The sequence below is a fragment of the Aerococcus agrisoli genome (assembly GCF_003797145.1).
Taxonomy (GTDB): domain Bacteria; phylum Bacillota; class Bacilli; order Lactobacillales; family Aerococcaceae; genus Aerococcus; species Aerococcus agrisoli.
In genome coordinates this window covers 1-22,942 of sequence record NZ_RKMG01000006.1, presented here as the reverse complement: position 1 = coordinate 22,942, position 22,942 = coordinate 1, and the positions used below count along the sequence as shown (strand labels likewise).

General features: G+C 40.4%; 18 protein-coding genes and 1 riboswitch. Of the genes, 4 read left to right on the top strand and 14 right to left on the bottom strand.

What is annotated here, in order from left to right:
- Positions 1 to 197: 197 nt before the first annotated feature.
- The gene (locus tag EF384_RS02850) at positions 198 to 962 is read right to left on the bottom strand and encodes a (S)-acetoin forming diacetyl reductase (protein ID WP_123779485.1); all 765 of its coding nucleotides are present in this window, start codon (positions 960 to 962) and stop codon (positions 198 to 200) included.
- A 360-nt stretch (positions 963 to 1,322) separates the two neighbouring features.
- On the opposite strand from EF384_RS02850, the gene EF384_RS02845 reads away from it, so the two are divergent.
- Positions 1,323 to 2,507: an oxidoreductase gene (locus EF384_RS02845; RefSeq protein ID WP_123779484.1), complete on the top strand. Its 1,185-nt coding sequence runs from the start codon at positions 1,323 to 1,325 to the stop codon at positions 2,505 to 2,507.
- 8 nt (positions 2,508 to 2,515) lie between these two features.
- On the opposite strand, the gene EF384_RS02840 is transcribed toward EF384_RS02845, so the two are convergent.
- Positions 2,516 to 3,451: a LysR family transcriptional regulator gene (locus EF384_RS02840; protein WP_123779483.1), complete on the bottom strand. Its 936-nt coding sequence runs from the start codon at positions 3,449 to 3,451 to the stop codon at positions 2,516 to 2,518.
- Between the two features lie 170 nt (positions 3,452 to 3,621).
- Between EF384_RS02840 and EF384_RS02835 the strand changes: the two genes are divergently transcribed.
- Entirely contained in the window at positions 3,622 to 4,170 is a 549-nt protein-coding gene (locus EF384_RS02835) for a DUF924 family protein (protein WP_123779482.1), read from the top strand.
- A gap of 519 nt (positions 4,171 to 4,689) precedes the next feature.
- Here EF384_RS02835 and EF384_RS02830 read toward each other — a convergent pair.
- From EF384_RS02830 to EF384_RS02820, 3 genes are all read right to left on the bottom strand, one after another.
- Entirely contained in the window at positions 4,690 to 5,253 is a 564-nt protein-coding gene (locus EF384_RS02830) for an NADPH-dependent FMN reductase (RefSeq protein ID WP_123779481.1), read from the bottom strand.
- A gap of 669 nt (positions 5,254 to 5,922) precedes the next feature.
- Positions 5,923 to 7,131, bottom strand: a complete 1,209-nt coding sequence (locus EF384_RS02825) for an NAD(P)/FAD-dependent oxidoreductase (RefSeq protein ID WP_123779480.1) — start codon at positions 7,129 to 7,131, stop codon at positions 5,923 to 5,925.
- Positions 7,132 to 7,168: 37 nt separating this feature from the next.
- Positions 7,169 to 8,077 (bottom strand): prenyltransferase, encoded by a 909-nt coding sequence (locus EF384_RS02820; RefSeq protein WP_123779479.1) that lies wholly within the window; start codon positions 8,075 to 8,077, stop codon positions 7,169 to 7,171.
- 108 nt (positions 8,078 to 8,185) lie between these two features.
- Here EF384_RS02820 and EF384_RS02815 point away from each other — a divergent pair, with 108 nt between their 5' ends.
- Entirely contained in the window at positions 8,186 to 9,166 is a 981-nt protein-coding gene (locus EF384_RS02815) for a polyprenyl synthetase family protein (RefSeq protein ID WP_123779478.1), read from the top strand.
- 258 nt (positions 9,167 to 9,424) lie between these two features.
- Here the strand turns inward: EF384_RS02815 and cydC are convergent, their stop codons facing one another.
- From cydC to EF384_RS02795, 4 genes are read right to left on the bottom strand one after another with little or no spacing between them, the layout of a single operon-like run.
- Positions 9,425 to 11,182 carry a thiol reductant ABC exporter subunit CydC gene (gene cydC / locus EF384_RS02810; protein ID WP_123779477.1) on the bottom strand — a complete coding sequence of 586 codons (1,758 nt, stop codon included), beginning with the start codon at positions 11,180 to 11,182 and terminating at the stop codon, positions 9,425 to 9,427.
- Positions 11,175 to 12,908: a thiol reductant ABC exporter subunit CydD gene (gene cydD, locus EF384_RS02805; RefSeq protein WP_123779476.1), complete on the bottom strand. Its 1,734-nt coding sequence runs from the start codon at positions 12,906 to 12,908 to the stop codon at positions 11,175 to 11,177. The genes cydC and cydD overlap by 8 nt, the downstream gene beginning before the upstream one ends.
- Positions 12,908 to 13,933, bottom strand: a complete 1,026-nt coding sequence (cydB, locus tag EF384_RS02800; protein WP_123779475.1) for a cytochrome d ubiquinol oxidase subunit II — start codon at positions 13,931 to 13,933, stop codon at positions 12,908 to 12,910. Before cydB ends, cydD begins: the two co-directional genes overlap by 1 nt.
- Positions 13,933 to 15,339, bottom strand: a complete 1,407-nt coding sequence (locus EF384_RS02795; protein ID WP_123779474.1) for a cytochrome ubiquinol oxidase subunit I — start codon at positions 15,337 to 15,339, stop codon at positions 13,933 to 13,935. Before EF384_RS02795 ends, cydB begins: the two co-directional genes overlap by 1 nt.
- A gap of 621 nt (positions 15,340 to 15,960) precedes the next feature.
- On the opposite strand from EF384_RS02795, the gene EF384_RS02790 reads away from it, so the two are divergent.
- Positions 15,961 to 17,142 carry an L-lactate MFS transporter gene (locus tag EF384_RS02790; protein WP_123779473.1) on the top strand — a complete coding sequence of 394 codons (1,182 nt, stop codon included), beginning with the start codon at positions 15,961 to 15,963 and terminating at the stop codon, positions 17,140 to 17,142.
- A 492-nt stretch (positions 17,143 to 17,634) separates the two neighbouring features.
- Here EF384_RS02790 and EF384_RS02785 read toward each other — a convergent pair whose 3' ends face one another.
- From EF384_RS02785 to EF384_RS02765, 5 genes are all read right to left on the bottom strand, one after another.
- Positions 17,635 to 18,576 (bottom strand): NmrA family NAD(P)-binding protein, encoded by a 942-nt coding sequence (locus EF384_RS02785; RefSeq protein WP_123779472.1) that lies wholly within the window; start codon positions 18,574 to 18,576, stop codon positions 17,635 to 17,637.
- Positions 18,577 to 18,658: 82 nt separating this feature from the next.
- The gene (locus EF384_RS02780; protein WP_123779471.1) at positions 18,659 to 19,552 is read right to left on the bottom strand and encodes a LysR family transcriptional regulator; all 894 of its coding nucleotides are present in this window, start codon (positions 19,550 to 19,552) and stop codon (positions 18,659 to 18,661) included.
- Positions 19,553 to 19,714: 162 nt separating this feature from the next.
- The gene (locus EF384_RS02775) at positions 19,715 to 20,074 is read right to left on the bottom strand and encodes a DUF1304 domain-containing protein (RefSeq protein WP_123779470.1); all 360 of its coding nucleotides are present in this window, start codon (positions 20,072 to 20,074) and stop codon (positions 19,715 to 19,717) included.
- A 78-nt stretch (positions 20,075 to 20,152) separates the two neighbouring features.
- Positions 20,153 to 22,039, bottom strand: coding sequence for a heavy metal translocating P-type ATPase (locus EF384_RS02770; RefSeq protein WP_123779469.1), 1,887 nt, complete (start codon positions 22,037 to 22,039; stop codon positions 20,153 to 20,155).
- A gap of 155 nt (positions 22,040 to 22,194) precedes the next feature.
- A riboswitch (NiCo riboswitch) is annotated at positions 22,195 to 22,291 on the bottom strand.
- A 177-nt stretch (positions 22,292 to 22,468) separates the two neighbouring features.
- The coding region (locus EF384_RS02765; RefSeq protein WP_148076696.1) for a GNAT family N-acetyltransferase at positions 22,469 to 22,942 on the bottom strand (474 nt) is incomplete at its 5' end.

Sequence of the window (22,942 nt, the reverse complement as noted above, 5' to 3'; positions counted from 1 at the left end):
ATAACTTTAATCATTATGTATGCCCTTTCATTATTGTTTTTGTAACAGTACCTAAAAGAAATTGTAATAGTTGCGGAAATATAATTGTATTTATTATATTGTGTAACAGACAATTTGAATGGTCTACTAAATATTTGGTAAAAAAAAACACCCTCCGATTTCTCGGAGGGTGTTTTCAAATACCAAAATTTTGAAGATTAGTGGAATACCATACCACCATCAACTACGATTGTTTGTCCAGTGATGTAGTCTGAGTCTGGTCCAGCTAGGAATCCGACTACGTTTGCTACGTCTTCTGCTTCTGATAGACGTTTCAAAGTAATGTTTTTAGCGAATTGATCCATTCCCCAATCATCGTCTTTACCAGCGTTTACAGCAACTTCGTGAGCGATACCATACATCATTGGTGTTTTCACGATACCTGGTGCATAAGCAGTTACTGTGATGCCTTCATCTGCTAAGTCACGTGCTAATACTTGTGTGATACCGCGTACAGCGAATTTAGATCCCGAATATAAAGCTAATTCTGGGTTACCTAAAACGCCGGCTTGAGAAGTAGCGTTAATGATTTTACCACCATGACCAAATTGTTTGAAGTATTTATGTGCTGCTTGAGATCCCCAAAGCACACCACCAACATTAATTCCGTAAACTTGTTCAAATTGTTCTGGCGTGATTGTATCTAATGGTGTTGCTGGTGCTACACCGGCGTTGTTTACAACAACATGTAAGTCACCGAAGTGTTCAACGATTTTATCGAATGCTTCATTTAATTGATCGCGTTTAGATACATCTGCACCTGCCGCAAAAGCGTCGCCTTCTGGGAATTCTGCTACTGCAGCTTTGGCTGTTTCTGCATTATAATCAACGATACCAATTTTAAAGCCATCTGCATGTAGACGTTTCGCAATCGCTAAACCAATCCCTTGACCTGCACCTGTGACAATCGCAACTTTTACCATAATACTAACCTCTTTCTGTTTAGAATTTATAAGTTTTTACACCTGTAGTATAGTCTTTTATGAAAACGTATTCAAAGGGTTTCAACGCTTTCGCAACCGATTGCTTAAAAAATCAGATTTATTACTTTTTTTCGACAAAAAATACATTGCGATAGAAACGATATTGTTTTTAACACATATATTGTGATTTATATAACATATAGACATTGATAACAAAATGAAGTAAACACCCTTTAAAAAACAATTAAAACAACCTTTTTAGTGTTCGGTTTTAATGGACACCCCATCCGCATTTTAGAAATATGCAAAACTTTGTGAAGTGATATACTAATGCCATAAACAAATAGGAGGCGTTTTTAAATGAAAAAATTAACCGACAAAGTCACATTTAGACATGGAGCTACAATCGATACACGTACGGTACAATCGCCAATGTTAACAAACTCTGGTTTGGATGAAAAAGTTACCGAAGATACAATCAAATACTATAGTGCACGTTCAAAATCAGCTGGTATGGTCATTGTAGAATACACTAGCGTAAGTCTTAACGGTGGTCCATCTCGTTCTTGGGCACCAAATCGTGAACAATTAGCAATTCATAAAGACGATTTTATTCCTGGCTTCAAACAAGTTGCTGCTGGTCTTAAAAAAGATGGCAACAAAGCCATCTTACAATTAGTGCATTCAGGTCGTGAAGCTGAGTATCGTCATCAATTAGGTGGTCGTGTAGAAGTACCGTCTCAAATGGATTTTGGCTGGATTGACTACCCTGTATATGAATTAACAGAAGAAGAAGTTTGGGAAATTGTTCGTGACTTTGGTCGCGCAACGAAACGTGCGATTGAAGCTGGTTTTGACGGTGTTGAAATCCACGGTGCCAACCATTACTTACATCAACAATTCTTTTCAGCCTTCTCAAACCTTCGTACCGATTTCTGGGGTGGTAATTTAGACAAACGCATGAATTTTGCTGTTGAAACTGCTCGTGAAGTCTTCAAAGTTGCAGCGGAATATGCGCCAAAAGATTTTATCATCGGCTATCGTATCAGTCCTGAAGAAGTGCACGGCGATAACGTAGGCTATACATGGCATGAATCTCAACAATTGGTTGCCAAGTTAACTGCTGACTTTGATTTCGACTACATTCATATTTCAACAAACGACTATACACAAACACCTGAAGATTCTGACAAGAATTACGCAGAGCTATTAGGTGAAGCCGTTCCAGCACCTACACTTTTGATGATTGCAGGGGGTATTCATACGGTTGAAAAAATGAACGACGCCTTGAACTATGTGGACATCGTTAGTCTAGGTCGTCCAACATTGATTGATCCACAAATTGCAGAAAAGATTAAGACTGGTAAAGAAGATGAAATTTACTTAGCATTCAGCGAAGAATCTGTCTCTGCATCTCACCTAACTCCTGGTCTAATCGAGCTACTAGCAAATACTGGCTACTTTGATATGCCAGGTATCGAATACTTGAAATCACTCACAAATATTGAATTAGATGATGTTGTAACACATGACGGGACGAAATAATTACTGTTTTAATGAGGGATGCCTATTGATTGGGCATCTCTTTTTATTTGGGCTGACATATCCTCCAAAATTAAAGTCATGGTTGGTGATAGCATGGTATTAGGATTGGTTAACCATCCTAGCTTGAAATTTTCATCAATTAGATGACCGATGTCAACTGCAACAAGTTTGGAAAAATCAGTATGGCTTGCTAATTGACTTTGCAATGTGCGCCCAAAACATACTGTATTCAACCGCAAGATTGCCTGTTCCATCGCCCATGCGTCATCAACCCGTAAAACTAAATCTAAGGGACCACATTGGAATTGTAATCGTTCAAATATGTCATCATGAAATTGGTCATTAAAAATGCTGAAGTGTTGGTTTTTCAAATCTTCTAATGTGATTGGCCGCTCAAGATGAGCTAAGTCATTTTCCGGTCCACACAAAAGTACCAATTTAGAATCGCAGATTGGCGTGAAATTTAAATGCTTGATCGCATCATTTTTTGAATTGTTGATTGCAATGAAGCCAGCTTCTATTGCTTGATCCCGAACCTGACTCACGATGGTCTCAAATTCATGACAGGAAATATTGAGTTGGATAGGTCGATATTTTTTATCGTAATTTTCCACAAAGCTATTGATGAACGGGCGCAGCATGGTATTCATATAGTGAATCGTAAATTTTTGATGCTGGCTTGGATTTGCAATTTTGGCTGCTGCCTTTTCCAAACCATTTTTATAGCGTAGGATATCGGAAATGCTCGCTAATAGTTGGCGACCGTCGTCGGTTAATACAGTTCCTGATGATGACTTGTCGAAAATTTCCACACCAAGTTCACTTTCGAGTTGGGCGATGGCCGTCGACAAGCCCGATTTGCTGATATGAAGTACATCCGCTGCCTTCTGCATGGAACGGTGTTGCGCCAGGACTTCTGCATAAAGTAGTTGTTCAAAATTCATATTGTCACCTTTTTCTTGAAATACTGTAGTGGGTGGGTAAAGATAACCTTTTCCTCCACAATATAAGCTATTGAAAGACAAATGGCAATGTCTTGATGGCGCATGTCCTTTTCCAAAAAGAATATGCTAAACTTATCTTATATAAAGCCTTTTCGGAAAGGATGTTATTCATGGAATACCAAGATATCTTAGACTTTTGGTTTGAAGACTTGACGTCAGCGCAATGGTTTACAAAAGATGTGCAGTTGGATGCTTATATTGCGGCGCATTTTGGGGATATGCACGCGGCGGTAACGAAGGGTGAAACCTACGCTTGGCGGGCGACGATTCAAGGTCGTTTGGCTGAAATTATCGTGCTTGATCAATTTTCGCGCAATTTGTTCCGCAACGATCCGCGTGCCTATGCTTATGACGGGATGGCGTTGGTATTGGCGCAGGAAGCCTGCTTGCAGGCGGAGATTCACGAATTGCCTACCGTGCAACGCGCCTTTATTTACATGCCCTTCATGCATTCCGAGTCGCTGAAAATTCACCAGAAGGCCGTCGAATATTTCTCAAAGCCAGGCATGGAATCTTTCTTAGAGGCGGAAAAATTACATTATCAAATGTTGGAAGCCTTCGGTCGGTATCCGCACCGCAACGACGTTCTTGCCCGTGCCTCCACACCCGAAGAAATCAAATACCTAAAGGAAACGACACTTCATTTCGAAGGGCATTAGCTTTTGAACGATTGTATATATCGAATATTAAATAAGCGAAAAATGGACATATCCGGCGGTAGTTTTATCAAAAATGATAAAATTTGGGTCATTCATAGGGCTGTTATATCCCTTTTTTTGAAGGAGACTCAAACAAGGATTTCTTTGAGCCTTTTTTCTCATAAATGTTATAACAGCCAATTAATGTGTCCGTTTTTTGCCTTTATGAGTTTTTATAAATAAAAAAATGAGTTTTAGTCTTTTCAAGAAATGCTTGGCCTAATCTGCGAAAACTTGCATCAGCTTTTCAATGTCCTACTAAACTTGGTGATTAGTTTTCGATAATGAAAAAAAGAGGGCCCAGCCCTCTTTTCATCTTGAGTTCTTTGATTATAGTCGAGTTGGTCACACGAATGAGATTCCCTGGTATACCAGTGGTTGGTCAGGTGGAGAAGTCTCGGATTGATTGGGCTGGCGATTTTTCCAGTCATCCTAACATCGGTGCGCTGACCATTTTTTCAAAAGATATTTGAAATGATTTTATTTTGTATGGAAATGATTTACGAATTGTTCGAATGCTTCGACGGTGTCTTTTAGGTAGCCGGCACTTGCTGGATCTAGTGTTAGGTGTTGGCGTTCGTCTAGTAATGAGTAGACGTTGGCGAATGATACGCGTGGTTGAGATAGTAGACTTGCGCCCAAGTAATTTAAGATTGAGCGAACTTCTTCTTGGGCTACCATTCCGCCGCTAATGCCAGCGCTGGTTGAGATAACCAAGATTGGTTTGTCTAGAATTGGTTTTGGATCGCCCATGATTTCTGGACGAGAAATCCAGTCGATCAGATTTTTTAGGACCCCTGAAAATGATAAGTTATATTCTGGCACGATAAAAATCAAACCGTCGCTTTCTTTGATGGCTTCACGTACTTTTACCACGGCATCCGGTGCAGGGTATTCATTATTTACAGAGAATAATGGTACTTGTGTGTATTCGATTTCTTCCAAAGTTACTTCGTCTGAGAAATATTTTTCTGTTTTTTGTAATACTTTACGAGACACTGAATGTTCGTTGACACTACCGACAATACCAGAAATTTTAACCATAATTTGTTCCTCCTAATAAGATGTACATGTGATTTTGTATGCTTAAATATTACAACTTATTTTTTATTTGTGAAATATATTTCAAATAATTCGTTGCATAATATCATATTTTTAGTGGATTGTACGAATTGAGAACAAGTATGTTGTGAAAAATAGTGCAATTGTGTATTTAGAGGTATTTACTAGGTTATTCTCATTTCATTTGCATGCACGTGAAGCTAAGTGAGGCAATTTCGTTCTGTCATGGTTGTTGAGAGTTGATTGCATTTATTCTTATTATAATATATCTTAATTGGACACATCAGGCAGTGATTCTATCAAAAATGAGAAAATTTGGTTCATACAGAGGGCCGTTATACCCCTTTTTTTAAGGTGGCGCAAACCAGGCCTTATAAGAGCCTTTTTTCTCATAAAGGTTATAACAGCCCCTCAATGTGTCCATTTTTCGCTTATATCTACATACATAAATCAAATATCGTATTTTTATCCAAATACATATAAAATAACTCAATTGGAACCAAATTCCACTAACCAGTCATCCGCACCACCATAACAATATCCCCCCAATACAAAAAAGAGCCCACGCCGAAGCGTCAACTCTTTTCAACTTGATAATCATTTGCGTCTTCAAACCGTTAAATCAAACAGCTTTCCATCGCACACTAGTCTCTAGTGGTATAAATCCCAACGACCTTTAGAGATCATTTGTTTCACGCCACCTGTTTCAAGTAATGATTTATCCATGATAGATTTTTTGATGAATGATGCTGGGTAACCTTTAACTGGTTTGTCGAATACTAAACCAAAGGCATGTGTGTTACCGATTGAGGCAACTGAACCTAATGATTTGAAGCTAAAGTTTTCAGTAGCCTGACCATTCATTTGTTTCACAAGGTTTTTCGCTGCAAATTCACCCATTTTAGTAGCGATTTGAGCTGTTGTTGGCCATGGACGGTTAGATTCTCGGTCCATAACTGCAGAAACGTCACCGATTACGTATACGTTGTCGTATTCTGGGTCACGTAAATCAGCGTTAACACTTACACGGTTACGACGAGCTTCGTAGCCTGAATCAGTGATTACGTGTGAACCAGATACACCTGTTGTCCAGATGATTGTACCTGCTTCAAGTTCAGCTGTTTCACCAGTTTCAGCGTTGTCTTGATATACAACTGCGCCTTCTTTGATTGCTTTGATTGGTTTACCCGTTAAAAGTTGTACGCCCCAGTTTTTCAAGTGGTTGATACCCCATTCAGATAATTTTTCGTCGAACATTGGTAATAAACGAGTTACAGCTTCGATACAGTAGATTTCGATTTGATCTGCTGATACGCCTGCTTCTTCTGCGAATTCATCGCGACCTTCTACAAGGGCACCTAATAATTCAACACCGGTGAAACCTGCACCACAAACAACGATTTTCAAAGCGTTTGGATCTTGAGTTGTACGGTATTCAGCCATTTTAGCATGGATATGTTTGTTGATGTTTTCTGCTGAATCAACAGATACCATTTCCATTGCGAATTCTTCAACACCTTCGATACCGAATGATTCAGATTCGAAACCTAAAGCAACGATTACGTAGTCGTAGTGTAAACTTGAGCCATCTGTGAAGATAACTTGAGAATTTTCACGATCGATTTTCGCAACTTCTGCTTGTTTGAAGGTAGTTTTCTTAGGGTTAACTACTGCTTCAATTTCATATGTAATTTTTTCACGAGGTTGAGTACCTGCTGCTACCTCGTGTAGATCTGTCGCTTCAAAGTGGTATGGATTTTTATCAACTAAAGTGATATGGAAATCCCCATTGTTTCCTTGTAATTTTTTTAACGCTCTAAGCCCCGCATAGCCTGCCCCTAAAATTACGACTTCATTCATTGTTAATACGCTCTCCTTTTATCTTTCTTTTTTCTTACTACATCGCAATAAACAAACCGATGAAATAAGTAACCACTTGCGCTAAAGATCCTACTGCTAGAATTTTAACTGCACATATAAATGTTACACTTTTCACCTGTTTTTGTAAAAACATATCCTGTTGTTTCCAAATATATGGAAAAACTAAAAATGTGAACAACATTGTCCATGGCGCTAAGCCCATCAAAACAGCGATAACCACCGAAATGAATGCGATCACATTATTTGTCACAAATAATTTCAATGCACCAGACTTAGTTAAGTAATGTACAATCGTGTATCTTTCATTTAACTCGTCTTCCTCTAAATCACTGGTATTATTGGCTAACATCAAGTTGGCAATCCATAGTGACACCGGTAAAGAAACGATAAATACGTCAAAAATAATGGTCAAAGTAAAAGGTTCTGTATCAAAAGTATTTAAGTATACACTAATCAAAGTGATCATAAAACCCATGGTAGATCCAGAGAAGAATTCCCCTACTGGTAAACTAGACAAAGGACGTGGACCTGATGAATAGAAGATACCTACTAAATAACAATACAAACCCATAACCAATAGTGGCCAACCTACAAAGTAGGCTAACACAATACCAATCAGCGCTGAAACCACAATCATTGATACCATCAAAATAAAGATTTTGTTGATATCTAGGTTTTCGCGACCGATAATATTGGTCTTTTCTTTGTAGTCATGAACACTTGTCGCATGACGGTAGTCGTTGTAGTTGTCTAAAATATCAACAGCCATATTAAAGATAAACATGGCGATGAAGAAGGCTATGGTGTAGCCAGTATGCATAGAGCCAAAGTTATACCAGGCAATACACACTCCCAAGAAAAATGGGAAAATACTCGCCGTTTTGGCTTTCATTTCAACGAGTTCTAAAAATATTGGAATCGTCATTTTTGTTTTTCATCCTCTTTTCTAAAAATCTTTATAGCTAAAACAAGTAAATCACAAGCTTTTCATGTAAAATAGTGGATATGATTGATGCCTGAAAGGAATAAACAAATGTTACAATACTGGATCCAATATCCCAAACTACATAAACAATTAAAAGCTGTTACCCAAATTTTGAGCGACCATATGGTAGTGTCAAATCCTGACGTTCAGGAAGCCCTACTTAGTCTAACAAAATCTGGCGGTAAAATGTTACGTCCTGCCATGTTTTTACTATTCACCCAATTTGGTGATAAAACGAAACAAGACCAAGACCGTTTAAACAATATCGCAGCATCACTGGAAATCCTGCACATGGCAACCTTAATCCATGACGACGTGATTGACGATTCACCCTTGCGCCGTGGCCAAGTAACGATTCAATCACAGTACGGCAAAGATGTGGCCGTTTATACGGGCGATTTCCTTTTTACCCAATTCTTCGACCTCATCATCGATAACGTTGATGACCGCGAATACCTAAATATCAACGCGCAAACCATGGAGCGCATCCTTCTCGGCGAGCTTAACCAAATGTATAAACGCTTTGATCAAGCCGAAACCGTGGAAGAATATTTAGAGAATATTACTGGAAAAACAGCTGAACTCTTCTGGCTAGCGGCCATGGAAGGTGCCCATTTCGGCGGCACTCGCGATGACGTCACCAAGCTTGCTGGTTCAATTGGGAAAAACATCGGCATGGCCTTCCAAGTACTGGATGATATTTTAGATTACGTTTCAGACACTGAAACCCTCAAAAAACCAGTCCTTGAAGACTTAACCCAAGGGATTTATACCCTACCACTGCTTCTAGCAAAGGCACAAGCACCTGAAGCCTTCGCACCTATTTTGGGAAAAAGACAGCACATCACCGATGATGATGCCAAGACGATTGCTCAATTAGTCGATCAATATGACGGCGTCACTAAAGCCAAAGCCTACGCCAACTCTTATACTGATGCTGCCCTTGATGCTATCGCACAATTGCCTGACATCAAAGCCAAAAAAGTCTTACAAGGCGTAACCAAAGAATTATTGGAACGCTCATACTAATGACGCATAAAAACTAGGACACGACGTCCTAGTTTTTTTCGTTTATTTTAAAATAAATTTCGTTCACAAGGATTTTTCTTTCTAACAATAAAACCTTGAAAGCAATCCGTTTCTCACCATCTTAAAGGACTGGTAGTGCAGTCCTTTAGCCGTGAATTAGCATGAAATCGAGACCTTGGCTCAATTTCAAGTCTGGAGACCTTGGCTCCAGAGGGTGCCACGGCTCATAAGGAACGTACACTGAAAGGATTTTATAAATTATCGATCCAAAAAGGCTCCTGCATCGATGGTCATCAGTTTTTGATAATGATCATTGGTTGCCGCTAATGCTTCTGGATTACCTGACATGGTCAAGTGACCGTCTTCAATAAAAATCACACGGTCAGCCATTTGGACACCTTGTAAATGGTGGGTTACCCAAATGATGGTCTTGTCGGATAAAGTCGAGAAGAAAGTTTGAATCAAGGCTTGTTCCGTGATTGGGTCTAGTCCAACAGTTGGCTCATCCAGCAAAATAATTGGTGCATCTTGCAAAATCAATCGCGCCAGTGCTAAACGATGGCGTTCACCACCGGAAAAACGCAAGCCGGCTTCGTCAATCATGGTTTCTAATCCTTCCGGTAGGGCCGCTACTAAATCCTTTAATCCAACGCGTTCTAAGGCGTCCCAGGCTTCCTCTTCCGTAGCATCTTGGTTACCAATATGTAAATTGTTCAAAATACTCGTATGGAAAAGATATGGCGTTTGTTGTAACACACCAATGTATTTGGCAATATCATCGCCAAATTGTGTCACTGGAATGCCATTCATTTCAATGGCTCCAGATTGAGGGCTTAAATCCCCGCGTAAAAGATTCAGTAGGGTTGACTTACCTGAGCCACTTCGACCAAGTACAGCTATTTTCTCGCCGGCTTTAAAGGTTAAATTTAAGTGGTCTAGGACGGGTCCTGCTGCCGCATCATAGGTATAAGTTAGGTCCTTGATGTCAATCGTTATTGGCCCTTCTAAGACCTGGTCTGTTGGTGTTACTTGTGGTTTACTTTCCAAGCTATTCAAACGGACGATAGAATCGCCATAGGTATTGGTTTCTTCAGCAGCATCAGATAATGGTGTGAAGGCATCTGCTAGTGGGAAAACAGCCAAGACAAAGGCTGCAATCCAGTTGGCATCATCACCTTCAACACCTACAAATCGTTGGCTAGCCCAGATTAGTGTCAGCACTGCAATCACACCGAAGAGCACTTGCACGATAAAATCACGTTTGCGGTTTTCCGCATTCATCTTTTCATTGACCTGGCGCCATTCCTTCTCGGTTTCCTCATGTAAGGTCACGTATTCCGCACCTTGACGACTGAAAATCCAGTCAGAAACACCTAGAATATTATCCGTTAGGCGATTGTATAAATCGTTACGGATGGCTTTCTGGCGTTCTCTTCGTGCCCCATTAATGACAACAGACCAGTATGGCACTACCACAACTTCAACCCCTAATAAAAAGAGCATGACTAAGGCAAAGGTCCAAGAGAAGAAACCCAAACCAATGATGACAAAGGCATATAACAGCCAAGCAATAATCGTTGGGAAGATTGTTCGTAAGTACAAGTTTTGAATATAGTTAATATCTTCTGCCAATAGCCCTAGGATATCCCCTGTACGGTAATGGCGTTTGAAGAAAATGGCATCTGATTCCATCACTTCATACAGTTTTAATCGTAAGCGGGATGTCATTTTCAAGACCCAGTTGTGACTCACTAATCGTTCTGCATAATTGAATGAAGGTCTCGCAATCCCAAAGGCACGTGTCAGCACTACTGGCACATAGACTTCCAAGATATTATAGGGATTTGATGCTGAGCGACTAATCAAATAACCCGACACAAACATCAAGGCTGTTGCAGAGAAAAGGGTCATGAAGCCTAAGAACAAGGCCCAGAATAGGGTTGTCTTATACTTGGTAAAAAAAGGCTTCACCCAAGTATCATTTTTGAAAACTTCTAATATTTTGATATTAGGCATGCAAATCACCCCGCATTCCTTGTGCTAATGTCATAAATGGCCCATTAGTGTCGGCAATCAAGTCATCTAAAGTACCTGACGCTACGATTTGCCCTTGGTCCATCACATAAATTTGGTCCATATTTTCCATCCAATGCATCCGGTGGGTAGCGAAAATCACAAGACGATCTTCCATTAATGGTAACATCCGTTCTTTCAGCTCAATTTCGGTTTCAATGTCCAAATGGGCGGTCGGCTCATCAAACAAGAGAATCCGTCGTGATTTGTCCAAGAACGCACGCGCCAAAGCGATACGTTGGGCCTGGCCCCCACTTAATGACCGTCCCCCATCACCGAGGATGGTATCCAATCCGTCGGGTAGTTGGCTAACCAGATCTTCTAGACCTACCACAACCACAGCTTCTTGCACTTGAGCGTCGCTAGCGTTTTTCGCATAAAAACGAATATTATCACGCAAGGATAATTGGAAAATATATGGCGATTGCGGAATATAGATAATTTGTTCTTGCCAATCGCTTTGGAAGAGGTGGTCAACCGTTTGCCCGTCAACAGTGATACTGCCTTGGTCGGGTTTGGTAAAACCACTCAACATGTTGATCAGGGTTGATTTCCCTGAACCTGACATCCCAATCAAACCGATTTTTTGGAAGCCAGTCGCTGCGATATTGACTTGGTTCAGCGCCAATTTTTCTTCTTCAACGTCGTAACTGAAGTCGACTTGGTCTAAATATAGACTGCTGGTCTCGTTCCAGTTTTGAATCGGCGTTTGCCCTTCTTCCAGTTCATCTTGATTTAAGATGGTCATGATGGCCGTCATGGCGTTCTTACCGTCTAAAGTCGCGTGATAATCGCTAGCGAAATCACGGATAGGCAAGAAGTAGTCCGGCGCCAAGGTTAATACGGTCAAGGCTGGGAATAGTTCTGCTTCACCGTTGATTAGGCGAACCCCTAGTAAAACTGCCACGATGGCAATCGACAAGGTGGTGAAGAAGTCTAAGGCGAAGGTTGATAAAATGGCAATTTTCAAGGTATCCACGGTTGCTCTACGGAAGCGTTCGCTGGTTTTAAAAATACTATTTCCGTAGATTTTACTCATACCGAATAGTTTTAAGGTGTCAATACCACGCAAGGAATCAATGAAATGGTTAGATAACAATTGATATGAGGCATATTGACGGTCAGCTTTGGCTTGGGCTGCAAATCCAAGAATGATCATAAAGAGAATGATCAATGGATAGATTGAAAATAAAATAAGACCTGATGATAGGTCTAGGTAAAGGAGTACTAGTAAGATAATCCATGGCACAATCATCATATTCACGACTTTGGCCAGAATTAGTTTTAAGTAGTTTTCAACCTGATTAATCCCATCAAGGGTCATGGTTGTAACGTTACCGGTACCATATTTTTGCACGACTTGCGGTCCTAATCTGAAGACTTTTTCTAATAATGCTTCACGGATTTCTTGTGACCGGTCATAGGCAAAGGTATCTAATTTTTGATCTCGGTAGTATTGGACCACTTGTTTCAATACGAAAACGATGAAAAAAGTAATGATCCAGGGAATTTGCGCATCCAGACTTTGGCCATGCCATAGACCTGAAATTGCCTTCACTAGGGACCAAGCTTGTATATTTATAAATAGAGCTTGCAGGAACGCAAGTCCTGCAAGCAATATCATGATTTGCTTGATGCCTGGAAGCTTAAAAAGTTCCTTATCAAGCATTAATAACCCTCCGTTGCGCCTTCAACATCTGTATGTTTAATACGTTTACGGAATACCCAGTATGAGTAGCTAAAGTAAGCCAATACGAATGGTAATAGACCTAGTGACAATTTTGTCATTAATGACAAAGTATATGGACTTGATGATGCTTCTGCAATCAACATAGAGTTGGCAGGATCACCAGAAGAAATCATGACGTATGGGAAGATGCCTGAGAAAATCAAAGCAACTAAGGCAATTAAGGTAAACCCACTTGCCAAGAATGCAAGCATTTCTTTGTTGGTTGCGACACCGTAGTGGGCAACAACAGTCAATACAACCATTACAACTAACAAGCTAATTGTTGACACAGGATGTGTTTCAAAGAAGTTTGTTTGGAAGAATAGTAAAATTGCGAATAGGATTAAACCAACATATAACACCCAGTAAGCAAACATAGCGTAGTTTTTCGCACGGTAGCGAATTGGGCCAGTTGTCTTCAAGGAAATGTAGTTCATACCGTGTAAGAATGAAAGTAATACGACTGCGATACCACCTACAATAGAAAAGACATTGATGTAGTCAGTAAAGCTAGCGAAAATGTTACCTTCAGCGTCTAATGGCATCCCTTGAATCATTGAGACAAAGATAACACCAAAGAAGAATGGCACCATGAATGAACCGATTGTTAAAGTCCAGTTCCAGATGTTCTTCTTGTCAGCTGGCATTTTTTCACGGAACTCAAATGATACCCCACGAATGATTAAACCGACTAAGACTAATAATAGTAATAAGTAGTAACCTGAGAATAAGGTTGCATACCACATTGGGAATGATGCGAACATGGCACCACCAGCAGTGATTAACCACACTTCGTTACCGTCCCAAACAGGTCCGATGGTTTCTACGATTTGATCTTTTTCTTCTTCGTTATTGGTAATGGTTTGAACAGCCATACCTACCCCGAAGTCGAAACCTTCAAGGAAGAAGAAGCCTGCGAATAAAACGCCGATTAAGATAAACCAAAATAACTGTAAATCAGACATTATTCAAAAGCCTCCTTCGCAAATGGGTCTACATTATCATCTTCGATTGCATGTTCTTCGATGTAGTTAGGACCTTTGTCCATTTCACGTAGGACTAGGTAAACCATTACAGCACCCAAGCCTGCAAATAAGATGAAGTAAACGATATTTGATGTTAATAAAGAAGCAACTGTTACGTTTGGTGAAATAGAGTCTTCTGTTTTAAACAAACCATAAACAGTCCAAGGTTGACGACCCATTTCAGTGATAATCCAACCCGCTGAGTTGGCTATAAATGGCGTTACTGTTGTTAGTGCAACAATCCATAACATCCATTTGTGTTTAAATAGCAATGGATTTTTTTCACGTGACAACCATAAACCAAGTACAGATACACCTAACATTAGGGTACCGAAACCTGCCATGATACGGAAAGACCAGAATAATAAGTTTACTGGTGGATAGTAGTTATCCTCACCATATTCTGCCACCATTTCTTCTTGAATAGAGTCCATACCTTGTACAGAACCTTCAAGTGAGTTATAAGACAAGATTGATAACATATATGGAATTTCAATTCCGAAAATACGTTTTCCTTCTTGTTCATCGGCCCATGCAATTAAAGTCCATGGCGCAGGGTCAGTTGTATCTTCATAGATACCTTCCATTGCCGCGAATTTCATTTTTTGATCTTCAACTAAGGCCTTCATTTGGAAGTCACCAGCACCCATAACGGCGATGGAACCTACTAATGAAATCACCAAACCAAGTTTCATTGATTTCTTGAAGAAATCGAAGTCTTTGTTTGTTTTGATCAAACGGTATGCAGATAGTCCGGCAACAACAATACCACCCATGGTAATTGCAGCTGCGATAACGTGTGTGAACTCATACCACAATTGTGGGTTTGTGACTAAAGCGCTGAAATCGTTCATGACTGCGTGGCCATCGACAATTTCGTAACCAACTGGATGTTGCATAAAGGCATTGGCTGCCAAAATCCAGAATGCAGAGAACATGGAACCTAAAAATACTAACCAGAAAAATACCGCATGCAATTTAGGGCTTACTTTATTCCAAGTAAACATCCATAAACCTAGGAATGTTGATTCCATGAAGAACGCTAACAAGGCTTCAATCGCTAACGGTGCACCGAAGATGTCACCAACAAAGCGTGAATAGTCAGACCAGTTCATCCCAAATTGGAATTCTTGAATAATACCTGTAACAACACCAACAGCAAAACTTAGTAGGAAAATATTCCCCCAAAATTTAGCCATTTTCTTATATGCTTCATTCTTCGTTACCACGTATGTAGTCTCCATAATGGCTACAGCTAAGGCTGTACCGATAGAGAATGGCACGAAAAAGAAGTGAAAGATTGTTGTCATTCCAAATTGAAACCGGGCTAAGGTTACAATATCCATCTTTCTTCCTCCTTTTATTCAATTGTATACAACTTTGCACAATTATTCGCAAACGCTTATTTGCCTGAAATTGTCCAAATTAGGGATAAAACCCTATATTAAAATATACTCTTTATTATTTATATTTCAAGGTTTTGAGCGAATCTTTTCGCGTAAATGACCGTAAAAAATGAAAACTCTGCTTTTTATCACATGTTTATATTTTTGGGATTTGTTCAATCTCTAGCATGGCTTGAAAAACCGATAAAAGCGCCCTATTATTAGACAAGTTTTCTGCATTTTGAGTACAATCCGTGTTTTTTTGTATCTCTTTGGTCGGCCAATTAGCCGAAATTTTGTCTTTTTAATCGAAAATTCGTCAGCTTGACCCGCTTTTTCCTTTTTGCCACAAGAACAAAAAACGTACAATATGGGGCTTTTGGGCTATTTCTCGGATTCAGCATAAAGTGAACTTATTAAACGATAAGTTTCTCATGGTTGTAAACGGTTTCAGTAAACCGGTATGCTTTATTCGTGATATTGCTAGGTCGTCAAAAATTGATGCGAAAGGAGGTCCGTTTGTTGGGCAACTTGATCATCTAGCAGATACATAGAATAAATTTTTTTGTGAGGTATATATTAATGGAGAAAAAAGTAAATCGTTGGGTCATCTTGCTCGCGGCAGTGGTGACCAACTTATGTTTAGGTGCAGGCTATGCCTGGTCGGTATTCCAAGCGGCCTTGCTAGAAGCAAACCCTGATTGGGCACAAACACAAACTGCTATTGCATATTCTATTTCATTCGCTATGGTGCCACTGGGTATGATTATCTTCGGTCCAAAATTGGATGAGCTTGGCCCTCGTCGTTTCGTCTTTATTGGTGGGATTCTATTCGGTGTAGGTATGTTCCTAACTGGATTCGTAAATTCAGTTTTCATGTTGTACATCACTTACGGTTTAATCCTAGGTTTAGGTATTGGTGCTGCTTACGGTGCGTCAACTTCTGTTGCGGCCAAATGGTTCCCTGATAAAAAAGGTTTGGCTGGTGGTTTAACTGCTGCTGGTTTTGGACTTGGTCCACTAATTTTCGCACCCGTTGTACGTTCAATGTTAACCAACTACGATATTTACACTGTATTCAAAATTTTGGGTGTAATCTTGTTAATCGTTATCTGCTTGGCTTCTACATTTATGCGTAAAGCGCCGGCTGTTGAAGCTACTGGTGCGGCCGCAGTTGCGGAAGGTAAGACTTACAAGGAAATGATGCGCGAGCCGAAGTTCTGGATTCTATGGGCAGTGTATACGCTTGGGGCTACTGGTGGTATGATGATCATTTCATCTGGTGCATCAATCGCAACCAACTACGCTTTAGGTGATCCTGTAACAATCGTTATGGCAGTTTCGATTGCCAATACATTCGGTCGTATCTTCTGGGGTAGCGTTTCTGATAAAATTGGTCGTTACCAAACCGTTGTGGCAATGTTCGTCGTTGTTGCCCTTGGTCTATTCCTAGCAATTTCTAGCCCTAGCCTAGGTGCCCTTGCTGGTACAGCTGGCTTGATGATGGTTGGCCTTTCGTTCGGTGGTTTCCTAGGTTCATTCCCAGGTATTACCGCAGAAAACTGGGGCGTGAAGAATGCCGGAACTAACTACGGTTGGATGTTTACAGCTTACGGTGTGGCCGCAGTCTTCGGACCAACAATCGGTTCATTGATCCTAGACGCAACAGGTACTTACTCAACAGCCTTCGTGATCGTTATCGGTATGGCAATCTTGGGTATCCTATTGCAATTACTTTATATGAAAAAATACCGTAATGCCTAATTAAACGGCATTATGCAAGCCAAGGTCTGGTGGGTTTTGTACTCACAGCCTTGGCTTTTTTTGTTGGTGGTTGGAGGGGAGTTAAATAGCGCGGCGTTTCGTTTTTTGTATGGAAGAAACGCGGCTGCTGAGCCTTTTCTATGATGAAAAAAGAGGGCTCGGCCCTCTTTTCATTTTGATGTTTTGAGCTGTGCTTCGGAAGCGCAATTTGTCCGGCTTGGTGAGGATTGTATTTATTGGATATTAAATAACCGCTATTTGAACACTTCAGGGCCCTGAAGTGTTCAAAATGAGCAATTTTGCGTCACACAGAGGGCTGTGTGAACCTCTTTTTTGAAGACGAATCACACAAGCCGTTTTGTGAACCATTTTTTCTCATAAAAGTTCACACAGCCCCTTCAAGTATCCAGATTTTGCTTATATCGATTTAAAAATACACAATCTAACGAAAAGAGACAAGGACCAATTGTCCTTGTCTCTTCGTTAAAAGTACTAGTGATCTTCTGAGTGGCGTTCGCCTACTTGGAAGTCGTCGCTATGTTCAAACATGTAACGAACAGTTAATGCTTTGTCGCCTGTTAGTTTTTCAAAGTCGTCGGTGAAGGTATCCATCTTGCCTTCACGAATGGCTTGGGCGAAGGTTACCATCCCATCTGATGAATATGGGGCTTCTGAATCTTTCTTGAATTCCCCTTCAGTTGTACGAGGTACACCCATTGCGTCAAAAATGGCATAGTTTTCTTCATCAGTAATGGCTTTGTATGTGATGTTGTTTCCTGTTACTTGGTTACCAATTTCGACGAATTCAGCCATGGTTAACAATTCAGGGCCGTTGATGTTTTGGATAGAATGGTGGATGTCGTCAGCAACTAGTGCATGTGCGACAGCTTTGGCACAGTCTTTTCTAGAGATGTATGCCATTTTCCCATCACCTTGACTATTAGATAAAGGCGCATTCATATGTACAAAGGTAAAGTAGTTAGTGATCATAGCTTCTGCGTATTGTGAATTGCGTAGGAAGATGTAATCTAGTCCTGATGCTTCGATGTATGCTTCTGTATAGGCATGATCAATCTTTTCAACGGATGGATTGGTAGGGTCAGCAGCATTAACTAAAGACGTATAGATGATTTTCTTTATACCTGCTGCCTTCGCCGCATCCACAACATTTCGGTGGGCAGCTTGACGTTTTGCACCAACGAATGGCATGGAAATCAAAGCCACAGTATCAATACCGGCAAATTTTTCTGCCAAACCTTCGGCATGATTGAAATTCATTTGGCGGGTTTCAATACCTCGATCCGTATATTTTGCTAATGCTGGTTCGCTATAACCACCCAGTACGATATTTGCTTGCTCAGTTAAGTTCAATAAGAAATCTGCTGCGTAGCCACCTAAATTGCCGTCAACACCTGTTAATAATACTTTTGTCATTTGAATTACCTCGCTTTCTGATTTACAAGTTAATTATATTGTGAAATACTTCACTTGTATAATTAAGAAATCAAATGACCTATTAGATTTTGTGATAGCTGGTTAATTCTTGGATAAAGTAATGAATAGCAGGATTTTGGGTATCGGTCCGGTAACCCAACACAATTTCATAGGTATGATTGGAACTTGCTAATGGGATTTTCTTTAATTGATCACCGTAGCGACTCATGTCATATTCTTCTGTCACAAAGCCAATCAAGTTTTCAGCAATCACATAGAAAAATGCAGATTCAAAATCTTCAATCGTTTTAGCTATTTGCGCTTTATAGCCATCCCTTTGTGACCGTTCTTGCATTAGAGCAAATGTGTTTGGTCCCATACGTTCTTCACTCAATAAGACCAAAGGATATTCATATAAGTCTGATAAAGCAATCACTTCGTTTTCGAATAAGGGGTGTCCTTTTGGCACAACCGCTTGGTACTGTCCTTTCGTAATCGTAAAAGTTGATAAATCCTTAGATTGGAATTCATCTAAAAACGATAAAGCCATGTCACAGACTTCATTTTGCACAAAATAATCCACGTCTTTACAAGAGATTTTAACCAGTTCAAACCGTAGCGGAGATTCCTTTTCTTTCAGATAGGACATAAAGGAAATGAGTTGGCTCAAATCTTCATATGAAGTATAGGCCAATTTTAACGTGGGTAAAGTATTCGTCGAGAAATCAGCCATTTTTTGCTGCATATTCTGATACTGGTGCAGTAAAATCTGTGCCTGTTCATAAAAATACTTACCTTGTTCTGTCGGTTGAATTGGCGTTACATGCCGGTTAAATAAACTGGTCTGAAACTCATTTTCCAAAGCCGTAATATATTGGCTAACAGATGCTTGGGAAATAAAGTTTTTCCGCGCTGTTTCCGTAAAATTGCCACATTCATAGAGGTCAATAAAGTACTTTAATTTTTCAATATACATGCGATCCTCCTCAAATCTTGATAATGCCCATTATAGCACCCAAAAATCCAAATCCACTAACACAAACTGATGCCATCTGTTTTGGCGAAAATCAAAAAGCACCCTCTCAATGAGGATGCTTTTGAATACCAAGGCCACTAGTGGTTGGCGAGTTGAGGACTACTAGAAGAAGGTGGTGATCAGCGCGATAATGGCTAATCCGCCTTGGGTTAGGATGATCTTTTTATCACTAGTCAGACCGCCATAAATAGCAACGAGAATGATGTAAATCAGGAGCAGACGGCTGATTTCGGTTGGGGCGCTAGAAAAATAGGCTGCATATAGCAAGCCAACGCCGATCAAACCGTTGTAGATACCTTGATTTTTGAACAAGGTGTTGAGCGACTTGCCTTTGAGCTCGGCTTCGCTCATCTTGAAGACGCGCTGAGTTGCGGCTGATGTGGTCGCGAAAGTTTCCAGATACATGATATAGAAGAATTCAAGGGCAACCAAAGTGATGAGAATCGTTGATAGTACGGACATTGTATAGCCTCCAATTTGCTGAATAGTAGTTTAATTTTAGCACAGGTCACCCAAAATCCCGGCACGAAACGATGCACCTTAATTCAATTCCGCTTGCGCTACTTTGACAGATTCTTCGGAATTTACAATATTGGCATCTTTATAGCGCAACAAACGTAAACCATTCAGAATAACCAAAATCGTAGACCCTTCGTGGCATAAAACCGCTAACGGCAAGCCTAGAACACCGAAAAGGTTCAATAAAACCAGCGTGATAATCACTCCCACGGCGAAAATCACATTTTGTAGAATCAATTGATTTAACTTTTTGCTGAGTTCATATGAGAAGTACAATTTTGCCAGATTATTCTTCACGATTACAATATCTGAAGATTCCATGGCCACTGACGCACCAGAACCCATCGCAATCCCAATATCCGCATTAGCCAAGGCCGGCGCATCGTTAATCCCGTCCCCAATCATGCCCGCCACTTGGTCCTTATCTTGGCTCTCAAGCACGAAAGCAATCTTGTCCTCAGGCAACATACCCGCTTTGTAGTGGTCAATATGCAATTCGCTCGCAACTTCCTTAGCCACCGCCTCATTATCGCCAGTCAAGAGCACCACATCCACGCCGTCGTTTTGGAAGGCTTTGATGGCGTATGCAGATTGTGGTCGCACTTGGTCAGCCAGCGAAATATAGCCAAGAATCTCGTGGTCGTTCCCCACAAAAACCGTGGTATTCGCCGCATGTAAAAGGCTTCTGAAATTTTGAGGGTCTGTGTAGGTGTCAAAAGCAGAAGGTTTGCCGACTGTAATGGCCCCTTTTTTCACACCTTTACCCGCAATTTCCTCAACGGCTTCACTGTGATCAACACGGGTCAAATCGATATCTTTGAAGGCTTGGACAATCGCGCCACCGATTGGATGACTGGATTGTTGTTCCATGTAGACAACTTCTTTGAGTAAATCATCATCGACTTGGTAGCTAACGACTTGGAAATCGCCATAGGTAAGGGTACCCGTTTTGTCGGTATACAAGGTATCCATGGTAGACAAGGCTTCCATGGCTGCCCCACCCTTGAAGAGAATCCCATTTTTCGCTGCATTAGAAATCGCCGCAAGTGTCGCAGGCGTCGCACTAGCCACCAAGGCACACGGACTCGCTACAGTAAGCAGCACCATGCCACGATAGAAGGCAACGTCGAAGCTGTAGCCTTGGAATTGCATCAAGATGAAGATGAAAATCGGCACCGCAATCAAGACTGAAATCACGTATTTACTTTCGATACGGTCGATAAATTTTGAAATTTTAGACGGACGATTTTGGGCCTCTTCCACCATACGAATGATATTTGAGAAAACTGTTTCGCTGGCTAATTTGCTGACACGGATATGGAAGGCATTGCCTTCATTGATGGTACCGGCGAATACTTCTTCATCAATATCTTTGCTGACAGGGATAGATTCACCCGTCAAGGCAGATTCGTTGACTAGCACATGTCGGTCAACGTAACCGTCGATAGGAATTTGTTCCCCACGTGCCACGACAACGACGTCCTCTTTTTGCAAGTCATCGGTTAAGACTTCGACCACTTCCCCATTGGCTTGTAGCACTTTAGCCTTTTCTGGGACTTGAGACATCAATTCAGAAATAGCAGCGGTAGATTTATTGGTCGCATAATCTTCCAAGACTTCAGCAACCGCGAAAACAAATAGAAGCGCCGCCCCTTCAGATTCGTATTGGATTAAGGCTGCACCAACTGCCGCCAAGATCATCAGCAGGTCAACATTTGGTGACTTTTCGTTGATCGTTTCAACCACCGCATTTTTAGCGGCATAAAAACCCAGGAAGAACATTGAAATATAGTAAGCTCCGGTAGACAGGCCGCCGTTAAAGTTTGCTGTTGCGAAACCTAGTAGTAAAAAGATCGTCCCAATGACAACAAATTGTCCTTGGCGGTTGTGTAAAATATAGTCTTTCATGGTAGTACTCCTTTTCTATAAATGAAATTTTGAGATGAGCTAAATTGTTGAGAATTCTGGATTATGGTTGGCATTGCGGTCTTTTCATCAGATTCACTCCTTTTCTGGGTAAAGAAAAAGGGCATACTCATGGACAGTGTTTAACTGTCTCACAAGTATGCCCTATAAATGTATAGTTCATGTTTTGCTGCTACTATTGTAGCCCGGCTGCATAAATCCTTTCGAACCTACCGCCTGTTCTTATATGTTTAAATTTGCAGGTAATCTATTTCTTACCTTGCCCAAATAATACCACCATGTAAGGGTATATGCAAGCAAAACATGGCGTTATTGTGAAAAAAGTACTTTCGTTAATTGTGATAGGAATAATCATTAAATTGATATTTGAACGGGACACGCTTCAACTTTGTGAAAAAAACATTATTTTCCTTACTCTGCAGGCATTTCCGATTTTACCATGCCGAAAACGAAGCTACTTGTCCATTCGCCTCTACTCCAATAATCTTTGATGAAATGGGCCTCTTTTCTCATGCCTACTCGTAAACATAATTTCTCAGAAGCAATATTTCTATCATCACAGACTGCTTGAATTCTATGCACCTCATAGTTTTTAAATAAATATTCAAGCATGGCGAATAACGATTCTGTGGCATATCCTTTACCATCAAATTCTTTTGAAAAACTAAATCCCACTTCAATCATTTGTTTCATTTCTGTAAACCATGCATGAAATACACCGATTACTTTATCATTTAAAGAAACAGCTAAATTTACCGCACGATCATTTTCTAAATCACTTTTTATCAGTAAATTTGTGAAATGCTCTTCTTTATTAGATTCATCCCATGAATCATATAATAAATATTTACAAGTTGCATCATTGTCAGCGTCAAGTAGAATTGA